This is a genomic window from Coxiella-like endosymbiont, assembly GCF_002871095.1.
Lineage (GTDB): Bacteria > Pseudomonadota > Gammaproteobacteria > Coxiellales > Coxiellaceae > Coxiella.
This window is the reverse complement of record NZ_NSHJ01000083.1, coordinates 1-14,741: the sequence shown is the minus strand read 5'-3', so window position 1 is coordinate 14,741 and position 14,741 is coordinate 1. Positions and strand designations below refer to the sequence as shown.

The following is a 14,741-nucleotide window of genomic DNA, read 5'->3' as shown; positions in this document are numbered from 1 at the left end:
GCCAGATATGCAAGATTTTTTAAAATCCTTTTTAACACCAAAAAATATTCAGGTTTATCCAATATCGCCTAATCATTGTCGTATCGTGCTAGAACCATTAGAGCGTGGATTTGGGCACACTTTAGGAAATTCTTTGAGACGAATTTTATTATCTTCCATGCCTGGAGCTGCTATTGTTGAAGCTCAGATAGAAGGTGTTTTACATGAATATAGTTCTCTCGAGGGTGTACGTGAAGACGTAGTAAGTATTATATTAAATTTAAAAGGAGTTGCTATTAAATTAGAAGGACGTAATGAAGCTACTTTAATTCTAAATAAAAAAGGTCCAGCCGTATTGACAGCAGGAGATTTTGAAATTGATCATGGTATTAAAATCGTCAATCCTGATCATATCATTGCACATCTTACTAAAGATGGTAAGATTCATATGACCTTGAAAGCAGCAATGGGTCGAGGTTATGAACCTGCTAGTGTGCGTGCCGAAAAAAAAGAAATTCGCTCAGCGGGTGTATTACTACTAGATGCTTCATATAGTCCGGTACGACGTGTTTCTTATTCTGTAGAAAATACACGAGTAGAAAAGCGAACTGACCTAGATAAATTGATTATTAACCTTGAAACTAATGGTACGCTTAATCCTGAGGGAGCCATTCGTTTTGCAGCAACTATTTTTCAACACCAATTAGCTGCGTTTGTCGATTTGAAGCATGAAGAATATCGATCTACCAGTGGAAAAGAGGATAAAATTGATCCTTTATTCTTCCGTTCTATCGATGACTTGGAATTAACCGTTCGAGCAGCTAATTGCTTGAAAGCAGAAAGTATTTATTACCTCGGTGATTTAGTACAACGTTCTGAAAATGATTTGTTAAAGACACCGAATTTAGGTAGAAAGTCTTTGTTAGAAATTAAAAGTGTACTTGCACAAAAAGGATTAACTTTAGGTATGTATATCGAAGGATGGCCTCCTGAAAATTTATCGGAGGAGAAGTAACAGAGATGTATCATCGTAAAAGTGGTAGACATTTCAATCGTCCTAGTGCCCATTGCAAAGCCATGATGCAAAATATGGCGCGTTCATTATTCAAACATGAAATTATTAAAACTACCTTAGCGAAAGCGAAAGAATTACGAAGGATAGTAGAGCCCTTAATAACTGTAGCAAAAGAAGACACTGTGGCTAATCGCCGTCTAGCTTTTAATCGTCTACGTGACGATGAAATTGTAGCTAAGCTTTTCAAAGAAATTGCACCACGGCATAAAGACCGTACAGGTGGTTATTGCCGCGTATTAAAATGTGGTTTCCGGTCTGGAGATAATGCGCTTATGGGAATTATTGAATTAGTTGATAGAGTAGAAGTAGCAAGAATCTCAGAAAAAATCTAACTCCTAAACTTCCTTTCCTCATTCTCAATGAGGAGGTGAAAATTTACATTTAACCTGTTTTATTTAGAGTAAAAAGATTGTTATTTTTTATTTTGAAATTTTTATTGCCTTATTTAATAAGAATTCATCTGTAGTACTTCAATAAAAACTCCATTTAAGTTATATGGTTAGGTTATGCTAGTGCAGTTTAGCTTTTAGTTATTATTTATAATATTTGTTCTTATAGGAGTATTGCTTTATAACAGAATGATTTTATCTCTATTGATTATTACTTTCGCGTATTCTATTTTTATTTTAGCTAGCACACTATTTTTACTTATATAAAGTTTTTTGTTTGTTTGAATGATTTATTTTATTTTATAAAGGTGCTTGTTTTTTAAGTTTTGCCTAATTATTTTTTAAATGACAATATTATATTGGGAAAGATAAAAAGATCATAGTCAAGGTTCATGTGACCTTAGCTTATAATGTATAAAAGTTCTTTAAGCTATTATGTAATAGATCCCTCTGTATTTTTTTAGGGTCTTGTTGCTTCGATAGGTTTAGATATCCTTTATATAATTCCTTCTAAGGTAAGGATATATTAGTTACTCTATTTTTTAGTCGATTCAACTTTAATTCAACACTGAATATAATTGCCAAATTAATGGAACGAAAAGTATTAATTTTCTAATTATAGACTATTTTTCTTTTATGTTGGGAAAGATCAAGATCTTTTTTTTATACAGATGCCTCTTCATGGGTAATTTAGTTGTAAACTTTTTAAATTTACTCTTAAATTGCTATCCTGTTGGTGCTGAGGATATTCACTCAAGCAACACTTTATCTTTCAAGTTGATTGTGGGAGTAATGATTGGTCTGTTTAGTCTGTATATGTATGAACTAAAAATGAGTTCGCTTAAAATGGGTTAGGTACACCTGTAAAATTACTAATTAATTTTTATGATCTAGTGTTTTTAACAAAAAATCTAATAACAATATGCTCTTTAGTTGTTATTAGTAATCTTGAATTCCATTAGTTTTCCAACTATTTTTAGTATAGCCATTTTAAATTACCAAATAAGTCTTTGAAAAATTAAGAGAGTAGATTTCTTATTATGATGTGAGCTGTAGTGCCGTGGGTAGAGTGGTAATGCAAGAATATAAAGATTTTATTATAGATGATATCACGTGTCTCTCCACTGATTATTATATTTATTAATAAGATAATTTTTTATCTCATGATTGCTATAAAATATGTGCTTTACACAATTTTCTTATTTTCGTCCTTTGTCTTTATTTAAATCTTTCTTTCTAGAAGTTAAAAACCTCCAAAGTATTTTTATTATTACTTATTGATAAGTATAACAGTGTATTATTCGTTTTCATGCATATCAATCTTTAATTATTTGAAAGCGCTAGCTTAATAAACATAGTTTCTCGCGTTTTTTTAAAAAAATCAGAAGAACTTTCGTATTAAAATTGAGTCAAATTAGTGCTGAACATAATTGTTTTAATAATTATTAGTTTATTTAAAAGTGCGTCAGTTATATCTAATAAGATCTAATAAAATATTTTTTGTATCATTTTCTAATGAAAAGAGTAGCTAATAATTACTCAAATTTGTTTTTGAGTCGTTGAAGAAACATATCGTATCCAGATAATATTATTCAAGATTAGAAAATACTGAAATCAGTATATTATTCTAATAATGAGTTTCTAATTTGTATCTTAGTACAACCCAAATCAGTTAGCCTCAGGTTAGTTTCTTGTAGTAATATAAATAGTGGTAATCCTAAGTCTTTTTTTAAGTATAGATAATAATTTATCTGGTGTTAACGAGGAATGTTTGAAAATTTAACTTTGGTAAATTGAGGTTACTAACCAGGACTCTTGAATTTACTTGAACCACTAGAGAACCAGTAGATTAGAATAATACAATAAAAAATTAAAATATTTGTCTTATTATAAAATCTTAAAAAGAGTCTTAGAGTATATTTTACATTGATAGCGACTTTTTCTGATATAATATAATTTAAATTTCATAAATCCTTTTAATTTACTTTCTACTTGAAAAATCCTTCATAAATAAGAGGAGAGTAATATGGTATCACACGAAAGCGAGTACATAACCTTTATAAAAAGAAAGTCTCCATTAATATATTTTAATTTAAAAGAGTTAAGTACGCTAAATTAGAAACAATCTCTGGAAGAGAGATTATAAGCGCTAAAGATGATTAAATGAATATTAGGCTATGTTATTGTATGTTTTTTAATAATTAAAATATATAAAAAATTTAATTGTTTTTGATTATCTCTGCTCAAGGATGTACTTAAGCAGATTTGACCTCGTGAATTAAAAATAGTGTTTTATGGGATATGATTGTAAGAATCATATATTGCGTTTCACTTCAGAGAGTATGTTTGTTAATCTTACTTAACGTTAACGCATAAGGACTACACGGACAGAGAGTATTGAAGAAGCCAATCAAAAATATATAGTGCTTTTTCTAATTTCTCGTTCTAGGTATACTTTTAATATGGTCTGGAAAATATTATTAGCTTGTAAACTAAGTGCTGAAATCGATTTCAAGGATTTCAATTATATCAGAAAAAAGAATTAAATATGTTGAGGACTTAGTTCGATCAAAGAAATGAGATGAATAAAAGAGTTTTGCTGTGAATTAATTCAAGAGTTCTCGCTGATTAAGAACTGTTTTTTGGGGTAATTATAATTTTTTTAAATTGATTAAATTAAATTTTTTGATTTGTTTTATTTGAAATAATGCTCCCAATATACTTGATCAGAGGATCTTCAAAAAGTCTAAAATTATGCTAGAAGATTTAACAAGGGATCCTTATCATTCTATAAATGAATATATGATATTTGTTAGGTTCCTTATTTATTTTTAGAAAAAGAGTGCTTCTTGAGATTAAGATTTTTATGAATGATTTTTAAATTATTTTATGATATTAATAATAAAAAATATATTAAAAATAAACTTAAAAATTATCTCAAGAAAGAATAAGTTAATGAATTCAGTTTGAAAACCAAATAAACTAATTTAATCTGGTCGAGTCATTTAATTTTTTATATGAAATAGATAGTGATCTTATGATATTAAATTTTAAAAAACTAAGTTCCTATGGTATAATAATTTTTTAAAATGTTACTACCTGCAGTATTATGAATTAAATTCTTAAAAATTGTAGGCAAGTATTTATCTGTACAGAAGTACCATAAATCACTTCTTAATCACCAAACTAATCCACTGCTTGTTGTTGAAAATTCCTAATGAGGTATTGTATGATGATATCATTAATTTTATGCTCTAATTTTTTTATATTTTTAAATATAAAATAATCTTTGTTTTTTTATTTGTTTATTTGTAAGTATTAAACGGAATTGTATGCGTAAAAATCCTCGACCTAGTTAGTCACTGTTTTTTTATATTGGTTGTCTTTTTGTATCGTCTATTTTCAATAATATAAAATTCTTTATCAAAAGATAAAATAGCATGTGTTGTTATGAGGACAATACCATCGTTGACACGATTATTTTATCAAATAAATGCTTATAATTCCAAATAGGCAATTCATAAAAAACTATATAAGTAGTTTTATTTGCACAGGACATATGTCTAAATTATTTATTATTTTTAAGCTTTATATTCGTTTCTTGCCTCTAGAGAAGTGTAAATCTTTTGCTAAATTATCGTAATATCGTTCATTAAGTAATTTGTCTAAAATATCATTTATTAAAATAAATGCTGTAAAAATTCTTCCTAATTTTTTGATAGCTGTTATGTCATTGCTAGAATGACAGAATTATCTCCCTTCATAAATAAAGCCATGCTACATAATGACCTTCGTATACTCGTCGTCTAACCATTTTTGTTTTTCTGTAGATGATTTTTATTAATCAATGTAGATAACAGCTCTAAAATAGCTGTATAACTTAATTTTTTCTTCAAAGAGCTACTAATAAAAAATAATTCTTTCTTTTTTACATTTTTCCTACTTAGTTTAGGATGCGATATACTTTGTTAACCCTTCTTCACTGACATAAAACAATACAATAAATAAAAGGTGAAGAGAATTAAAATCTCTAAAAGCATTAAGTTGCTTTAAAGATATTTACAATCTTTTATCTATAAATATTGCTTATTTATATTTGTGCTGGAGTTGCTGAAGAAAAGCTTGATTGAACTTTTGAGCTAACTAAGCATGATTGGGGATATTGGGGGAATATAAAGTGATTCATAGCTTATTAAGCTTCGAATAAAGATTCATTGGATTAAATAATAATAGAGGATGCTTATAATTAAGAAATAACGTAGATAAAGTATCTCATTTAATTACAATTTATTAAATTTTAATTTTATTTACTTAAGAAAATAAAGTGAGCCCAGAAGCTTACTAGAAGTTTTTAGTGTAGCTTTAAATACAGGATTTTATTAAAATATTCACTCTAAATTATCTAAAAATCATGTTACAGTCTTATCCAAGACTGAGATAAAAATATAAAAGGGGAAGCTTTATGATTGTCGTTCCCAAAATTCGTGGTTTTATTTGTACAACCGCTCATCCAACGGGGTGTGAAGAACGTGTAAGAAAATGGATTGATTATGTAAAAAAACAAACGCATCTTTCTAATGCCCCCAAAAAAGTTTTAATTATTGGTGCTTCTACCGGTTTTGGTTTAGCAAGTCGCATTGTAGCTGCTTTTGGTGCAAGTGCTAAAACGATCGGTGTTTTTTTTGAAAAATCGGCTACTGAAAAACGAACCGCTTCTCCAGGATGGTATAATATAGCAGCCTTTGAAAAGGCTGCCCACGCAATAGCATTATATGCTAAAAGCATTAATGGTGATGCGTTTTCAGACGAAATAAAACAAAAAACCATTGAGTTAATTCAACAAGATTGGCAAAGTGAGGTTGATTTAATTATTTATAGTATTGCCTCTTCATACCGTATTCACCCGAATACTCACGAAATTTTTAAGTCTGTATTGAAACCTATTGGGCAGTCCTATCGAAATAAAACAGTGAATATTATGACGGGTGAGGTAAGCGAAGTGATTCTTGAGCCTGCGACTGAAAAAGAAATCTACGATACAGAAGCAGTTATGGGTGGTGATGATTGGGCTTTGTGGATAAGTGCTTTATTAGAAAATAATTGTTTAGCAAAAGGAATTAAAACGGTTGCTTTTACGTATATTGGCCCTGAAATAACACATATGATTTATCGTAATGGCACCATTGGAAGAGCAAAACTTCATTTAGAAAAAACAGGTAAAAAATTAAATTTTCTTTTAAAATCGAAACTAGAAGGAGAAGCCATTATTTCTGTGAATAAAGCTTTGGTGACGCAAGCCAGTGCTGCTATACCGGTGGTCCCTCTTTACATTTCATTGCTTTATAAAGTTATGAAGGAAAAAAATTTGCACGAAGGCTGTATCCAGCAGATGTGGCGGTTATTTAGTAAACATTTATATCATAGTAGTGATCTCAGGGATGAAGAAGGTCGTATTCGCATAGACGATGGGAAATGCGTAATGACGTTCAAGCTGAAGTGAAAAAATTATGGCAATTAATTAAAAGCGAAAATGTCGAACAAATTTCTGATATTGTGGGATATCGTAAAGATTTTTATAAATTATTTGGGTTTGGTTTAAGCTGTATTGATTATGATAAAGATGTGGATATCAATGTTGCTATTCCTTCTAAAAAAACTAATATATCGATTTAAAATGCTTAGATATAGATTCTAATTTAGTAGAAATACGAAATATTCATTAGAATCGACAGAAATTCGTATCCTATACTTTATTTCCTGAGAGTTTAAGTCAATCAGGAGTGCTAATAATCGTTTTACGATCTTTAAATAGTTAACTCGCCGATGATTAATGAGTTATCTCTATTTTTTAATTATCGCTACTGTTTTTTTAGATTGCTACAATAACAGTACGTTTAAGTCAAAAAAATATATTATAAAATTAATTGATAACGTAACCGTTTTAATTAATTAAGAGGAAGCTAAATTAGCTATTTTTTAAATTAATTCAAGCGGTAATTTGAGAGGAAATTCAATAAAAAAGCACATATCTTCGTTTTTTAAACGAAGCTCGTGGTTGCGCGGCGCGCGCGGTATCTCTTGCAGGCTTTCTCAAAACCTTAAAGTTTAAATAGCATTAGGGCGTGTCATAATTAATGAAATAAAATTTGTTCCTCCTTTTTTCTACAACTATATTTCTAACTTTCTGTATACTATTTTTCGCAAAGATAGAGCGCTTTATCTTTAAGGATAGAGCGCTTTATCTTTAAGATAGACTTATGGGTGAGCTCAATATATATAGAAGAGTTTTAAAAAAATTGAATGTATTATTTTCTATAAAGCGTATTATCGTCCGCAATAACAGGGTAAAGAAAAATTTCTTCTAATAATCATTTATACTTAAAGTTTAATCATCTCCCTGAAACTAAGTAAACTGAGAGCAAGAAAACCAACACTATATATTGGAGTGGAGGTGGCTTCACCAATTTTGCATATAAAGATTCAAATTTGGCTTGTTTTATACCAGATGAGCCGAGAGTTGAATGTATTAAACTGCTCAAGGAGGAGCAAAAGCCTACGCTAAATTAATTTTTTAAAATAAAAGGTTGTTTTTCCTATTTAGAAAGGAATATCATCTTCTAGATCAGGGGGGTAAGAACTATCCTGATTAGATAATGCGGTAGTAGGTTGATTTTCTACCACATTAGTTGGTTTGTAAGCACTCCTTTCTTGATTTTCATAGTAGTTACTACCACTGCGGTTATCTAGCATGTGCATTTCATTTGCAATAATTTCAGTAGTATAGCGATCGGCACCATTTTTTTTATCTTGCCATTTACGTGTCCGTAAACTCCCTTCTATATACACTTTTGAACCTTTACGTAAGTATTCCCCCACAATTTCAGCTAAACGATTAAAAAATGCAATTCGATGCCATTCTGTACGTTCTTGCAATTCACCAGTTTGTTTATCACGCCAGGTTGTGCTTGTAGCTAATGTTACATTCGCAACAGCGTTACCGTTAGGCGTATAACGCACTTCAGGGTCTTGACCTAAATTTCCAATTAGAATAACTTTATTTACACCTCTAGCCATTACAAAAGTCTCCTAAGTTTTTAAATCTTAAATACAGCCAATCTCGACTGACTTTAATAGTTCCTAGTTACGTTTAGGTTACTCTCTCTAATTCGTTTTCGCAATTCCTCTTCGGTAATTATTTTTTTATCAATTTTAAGATAAATTAAATTTTCATGAGTCAAGATTTCTGCTTCAGAAATACCAGGAATGATATGGAGATTTTCTTTCAAAGAGGAAAGATTTTGTTTTAAATAATCATCTAGTTTTATGATAACTGTAGAAAAATAAGGGGGATTTTGCATGGTCATTGCTAGTACTAACCATAGTAACCCAATAATGGCGCAAAAAATAAATACACCTATCCACTGGAAGTGACCTAAAATCCATCCTCCTAAGCTGCCACCCAAGAAAATACCAAAAAATTGGGCAGAAGAATAAATTCCAAGGGCTGTGCCTTTTTGACGAATCGGGGCAATCTTTGAAATTAATGAGGGGAGGGTGGCTTCTAATAAAGTAAAAGCACTGAAAAAAAGAAATAAGATGATTCCAATTTCAATGATTGAGCGGTGAAAAGCTATTAATAAAAATTGACAAACTATTAGAAGAATGATAGCACTAATAAAAAACCACTTAAGTTGACGTTTTTTTTCAGAAATAATAATCAGGGGTATGGCTATTATAAAAGTAAATAATAATATAATGAGATAAAGAAATACTTGCTCATATTGGGTAAGATTAATTATCCGGCTTATAATGATAGGAATACTAATAAACATTGCTGTTAAAATACAATGAAGAGCAAAGATACCAAAATCCAAGCGTAAAAGGGAATTACTGCGGATGACGTTTTTAAAATACTCTAACTCGGATTGTACTTCATGATGGAGGAGTAGTGGTTGAGGGGGAGTTAGCACTATAGTATGGAGAAGAATAATTCCTACCATTGCAAAAATTACGGTCGTCCAAAAGATGCCTCTAATGTGAAACCATGGGTTAATGATCGAGCCAATAATAAGGGCGATAGCAAACGAAAATCCAATTACTATTCCCACTAGTACCATAGCTTTACTGCGGTCTTCATCATGAGTCACATCAGCGATCATGGCCAGAATAGTACTCCCAATTGCCCCGGCACCCTGAAGAGCTCGACCAATGATAATACCATAAATGGAATGCGATAGGGCAGCAAGTATACTTCCAACTCCGAGCAATATTAGGCCTGCAGTGATAACAGGCTTACGCCCAATATGATCAGAGAGAATCCCAAAGGGGATTTGAAAACATGCTTGTAGAAGTCCATAGATACCAATTGCTATCCCAATAAGGGCTGGTGTAGCAAAAGGTATTTGGTTGGTATAAAGAGAAAATACTGGGAGGAGCATAAATAATCCAAGCATCCGAAAAGCCATAATAGCGGCTAAGGAAGTTACTGTAGTTTGTACTTTCGTATACATATAAAAAAATAAAGATGCGTAGTTTTAAAAAATCTTATTGTACCTTTAAACGAGGAGCTTGATAACCTATATTGCTCGGCGTTGGAAGTATACTTGCTGCACTGTTATATTACTCCTAAGTAAGTTTATGATTGTTCCTCTCAAAAGAGGAATGAGTACTCGACCGATGTGTGTTTCCTGTTACGCAGTAAATTATACATGAGAATAAAAAAGCGTAAAGCTATATTTTCTTCGACTTTTGAAACTATAATTTCCCGTTTCTTCTTGGATAGGTAAGGTCTTCCATACTGAATATTAAATCTAAATATAAAAAGACCTCTAAATTTAAGAAACGTTAATTGTTCGAACATGATCAATGTTATTATATCATGATAAAAATTATTATAATAAGAGATATAATTATTAATTTAATCGATAATTAGTCATTATTGCTTTATTAAGATAATAATAATCTATTTATCCAAAAAATATCCCCCCCTAAACACACAATTGAATCAGTATACTATATACTAAAAAAATAGTTTATATTCTTTCAATTGATGATAAATATTTGCCATCTTCGATCATCATCAAAATAGTTCTAGATATTTTATTTTTTAGAATTACCATATTGTTTTATGGAACATAGATACTTTGATGCCTATGAATCATTAATTTGGAATGTTGAATGTTTAATAAAATTAAATGAATATTGGGACTGTAGATGTTAGTAGTTTTTGATTAATTAATTTTCTTTGGGGAAGTATCAACTGAGAGGATGTGATTTTTTGAATTTAGGAACCATTTAAGAATAGTTTCTCCATTTTATGCAGAGGGTATAAGGTTAGGTTTCATTTGATCAAATAGTATTTTTTAGTATTTTAAGTTAGTTATTTTTTATTTGTATTAAGGTCTATTACGTAAAGTTGATATCTTTCTAGTCCTTTTTACTTTTCTTAGTAGTAATTTCTTAGTAGTAATTAAAATGAGTTTACTGACTGTTTCTGGATACTAAGCAGGAAAGTAGACTTGGGTGGTGAGATTATTCCAGCCTTTCAATTAGGAATACTTCATTAAAATAAAGTGAAGCGCTGCTCCTTAACAATAATTTTACTTATTTTTTCGACAATGTCTTGATTTGTGATAAGAATAATTTTTCAGTCTATCATATTGAGTTTTTAAGTTTCTGATATTGATGATACTCCCATAAATTATAGAACAGCATTTCTACTGTGTCTGGAAAGCATTATGAGTATCTATATATATTGTTTGCCATATTTTATTCTTAAGTTAGTTTAGTGGCCAAGTTAAAAGAAGCAGTGGTAGTTCTCTTAAGATTTTAAGATTCTTAGTTTTAAATCCAAGATAAACTATTTAGGGATATGTTTTAAACATCCCTCTATTATGTTTAAATAAAATTAAATTTTTTTGTGATGTTTTTTGTGATGATTATATAATCAATGTTTGATTTTTTCTAGTTTTAGTATTATTTAGATACAGTTTTTACTGATTTTTTTGTAATCTCTAGGTTATCCTATTTCTTCATCTTTTTAAGATTTAAAGTATCCCTTTTCAAGGGATAAATACATTAAAATAATATGCTTAATTTTGATCATATAATATGCTTAATTTTGATCATAGTGTATATTCTAATTCATTTCCCTTTAACAAGGAGATTACAGGGTTGGCACAGAGGAAGCTACTTTTTATGATCCTCAACACACAGTGTTATATACACCATCTAACATTAGTTTACAAAGCTATTAGTATGTAAATACTAACCTTCTATTATACCCTTCTCTTCCTCTTCTGTCTTTATTTTCTTTCCCCTTCTCCAGTATCAATCAGTTTTATTGGAGCTATATAGCTTTTGTGCTTATAAAAAGCATTGCCCGCTTTATTGAAGGGGGAACAAGCTTTAACACATATCCTAGTAATGATAGATTGCGTTAATGATCAGTGTTCATCATAGAATTTAACAAATTTGTATGTCTTCTATAAAGAAGGGCTTCATTGCTTGGCATAGGTTTCGCTTATCGCGGATACTATTGTATAATACTGGTCTTATGAGCCATATCCAGTTACGCGGTGTTCGGACACATAATCTAAAAAATATTGATCTTGACCTGCCGCGAAATCAATTAATTGTCATTACGGGTCTTTCGGGGTCAGGAAAGTCTTCTCTGGCGTTTGATACTCTTTATGCAGAGGGTCAACGACGATATGTTGAGTCATTATCAGCTTACGCCCGTCAATTTTTATCAATGATGGAAAAACCGGAGGTAGATGTGATTGAAGGACTTTCCCCGGCAATTGCCATCGAACAAAAAGCGGCCTCACATAATCCCCGTTCTACTGTAGGTACAATTACAGAAATTTATGATTATTTACGATTGTTATATGCTCGGGTTGGTCAGCCTTGTTGTCCAAAGCATCATCATCCTTTGCAAGCACAAACCATAAGCCAGATGGTAGATGCGGTTTTAGCAATACCAGAAGGAACACCTATCATGATATTAGCTCCTGTTGTTCGAGAGCGTAAGGGTGAGCATATCCAGCTTATTGAGCAATTTAGAACCCAAGGATTCATTCGGGTGCGAATTGATGGTGAATTGGTGACTTTAGATAAAGTGCCCAAATTAAGTTTGCGTAAAAAGCATACTATTGAAGTAGTAATTGATCGTGTTAAAGTCCGACCAGATGTACAACAACGTTTAGCAGAATCTTTCGAAACTGCGATACGTTTATCGGAGGGGTTAGCTATAGTAGCTCCTTTAAATAATCAACAAATTGAAGAGCGTACTTTTTCCTCTCGTTATGCCTGTCCTGACTGTGGTTATAGTTTAGAAGAATTAGAACCGAGATTATTTTCTTTTAATAACCCTATGGGCGCGTGTCCAACGTGTGATGGATTAGGTGTTAAGCAATATTTTGATCATGAAAAGGTAATTCACAACAAAAAAATTAGTCTTGCTGATGGTGCTATTCGTGGATGGGATCGTCGTAATTTATATTATCATCAATTGCTGACTTCCTTAGCCGATCACTATGGTTTTGATATGGATACTCCTTATTACCAATTGCCAAAATCAATTAAAAATAAATTATTGTATGGAAGTGGGAATGAAATCATTACTTTTTACCTTCCTTCGCATGAAGGTAAAGAGATTAGACGGAAATATGCTTTTGAAGGTGTCATACCTATCATGGAATGCCGATATCGAGAAACAGAATCACAGGCGGTACAAGAAGAATTAGCGAAGTATTTAAGTGTGCATGAATGTGAATCCTGTGGAGGAACTCGTTTACGAACAGAAGCGCAACATGTTTTTATAAACAATAAAAATCTTCCTGAAATTACGGCGATGTCCGTTGGTGAGACCCTCCAATTTTTTCAATCGCTAAAGTTAGAAGGGTACCGGGGAACGATTGCAGAAAAAATATTAAAAGAAGTTAATGTTCGGCTTGGATTTTTAGTAAACGTTGGCCTCAATTATTTAAATTTAGCCCGAAGCGCAGAAACTCTATCAGGTGGGGAAGCACAACGTATCCGATTAGCAAGTCAAATTGGTTCTGGATTAGTAGGCGTAATGTATATTTTAGATGAACCGTCGATTGGCTTACACCAACGAGATAATCAACGATTATTAGATACATTAAAACATCTACGTGACTTGGGAAATTCGGTTATTGTAGTGGAGCATGATGAAGAAGCTATTCGTACGGCGGATTATGTTGTTGACATTGGACCAGGCGCTGGGGTTCACGGAGGAAAGATTGTTGCCCAAGGTACCCCTGTTGAAATTATGAATAATCCCTGTTCATTAACGGGACGTTATTTATCAGGGAAAAGTAGAATTCCAGTTCCAAAAAAACGTAGATCAAATATGGGACAGTTTATTTCGTTAAAAGGTGCCACCTGTAATAATTTAAAAAATGTGAATGTTAATATTCCAATTGGTCTTATGACTTGTGTAACAGGAGTGTCAGGTTCAGGAAAATCAAGCCTCATTAGCGATACACTTTATTCTATTATTGTTTCACGATTAAATGGTGGTACGCAACGACCTATGGGTCCCTATAAATCAATAAAAGGGTTAGAATATTTAGATAAAATTGTAGAGATCGATCAAAGCCCTATTGGTCGAACGCCACGATCGAATCCGGCAACTTATACGGGTGTTTTTACACCGATTCGCGAATTATTTTCAGGTACACAAGAAGCACGTGCACGAGGCTATTCGCCAGGCCGATTTAGTTTCAATGTAAAAGGTGGTCGTTGCGAAGCCTGTGAAGGCGATGGTGTTATTAAAGTGGAAATGCATTTTTTAGCTGATATTTATGTTGTTTGTGATGTTTGCAAAGGAAAACGATATAACCGTGAAACTTTAGAGATCGAGTATAAACAAAAAAATATTTATGATGTGCTGCAAATGACGGTTGAAGAGGCACGTGAATTTTTTGGTGCAATCCCTGTGCTTGAACGAAAATTACAAACACTGATAGATGTGGGTATTTCTTATACTACTTTAGGACAAAGTGCAACAACTTTATCAGGTGGGGAAGCACAACGAATTAAATTGTCACGTGAATTATCAAAACGAGCAACTGGTCGTACGTTATATTTATTAGATGAGCCCACAACTGGACTGCATTTTCATGATATTGTAAATTTATTGGAAGTGCTTTACCGACTCCGCGATGATGGTAATACTATTGTCATCATCGAACATAATCTCGATGTTATCAAAGTAGCTGATTGGATAATCGATATGGGTCGGGAAGGGGGTGATGGGGGGGGGCAAGTCG

The 14,741-nt window shown here is 31.7% G+C and carries 7 protein-coding genes; 5 read left to right on the top strand and 2 right to left on the bottom strand.

Going from position 1 to position 14,741, the window contains the following annotated elements:
• The first annotated feature begins 7 nt into the window (after nt 1-7).
• The 4 genes from CLERM_RS01020 (at nt 8) to CLERM_RS04110 (ending at nt 7,116) form a co-directional block, all read left to right on the top strand.
• Complete coding sequence (locus CLERM_RS01020) at nt 8-994, top strand: DNA-directed RNA polymerase subunit alpha (protein WP_102156752.1); 987 nt, start codon at nt 8-10, stop codon at nt 992-994.
• Between the two features lie 5 nt (nt 995-999).
• On the top strand, nt 1,000-1,386 hold the full coding sequence (rplQ, locus tag CLERM_RS01015) for a 50S ribosomal protein L17 (protein ID WP_102156751.1): 387 nt from the start codon (nt 1,000-1,002) through the stop codon (nt 1,384-1,386).
• A 4,519-nt stretch (nt 1,387-5,905) separates the two neighbouring features.
• Nucleotides 5,906-6,943 (top strand): enoyl-ACP reductase FabV, encoded by a 1,038-nt coding sequence (gene fabV, locus CLERM_RS01010; RefSeq protein ID WP_275094196.1) that lies wholly within the window; start codon nt 5,906-5,908, stop codon nt 6,941-6,943.
• Nucleotides 6,916-7,116: a hypothetical protein gene (locus CLERM_RS04110; protein WP_275094195.1), complete on the top strand. Its 201-nt coding sequence runs from the start codon at nt 6,916-6,918 to the stop codon at nt 7,114-7,116. Before fabV ends, CLERM_RS04110 begins: the two co-directional genes overlap by 28 nt.
• A gap of 924 nt (nt 7,117-8,040) precedes the next feature.
• Here CLERM_RS04110 and ssb read toward each other — a convergent pair.
• Both ssb and CLERM_RS01000 read right to left on the bottom strand, forming a co-directional pair.
• On the bottom strand, nt 8,041-8,517 hold the full coding sequence (ssb, locus tag CLERM_RS01005; RefSeq protein WP_102156750.1) for a single-stranded DNA-binding protein: 477 nt from the start codon (nt 8,515-8,517) through the stop codon (nt 8,041-8,043).
• Nucleotides 8,518-8,570: 53 nt separating this feature from the next.
• Nucleotides 8,571-9,953, bottom strand: a complete 1,383-nt coding sequence (locus CLERM_RS01000; RefSeq protein ID WP_102156749.1) for an MFS transporter — start codon at nt 9,951-9,953, stop codon at nt 8,571-8,573.
• Between the two features lie 2,045 nt (nt 9,954-11,998).
• Here CLERM_RS01000 and uvrA point away from each other — a divergent pair.
• Nucleotides 11,999-14,741 (top strand): excinuclease ABC subunit UvrA (gene uvrA / locus CLERM_RS00995; RefSeq protein ID WP_102156791.1); only part of this gene is annotated, 2,743 nt, incomplete at its 3' end.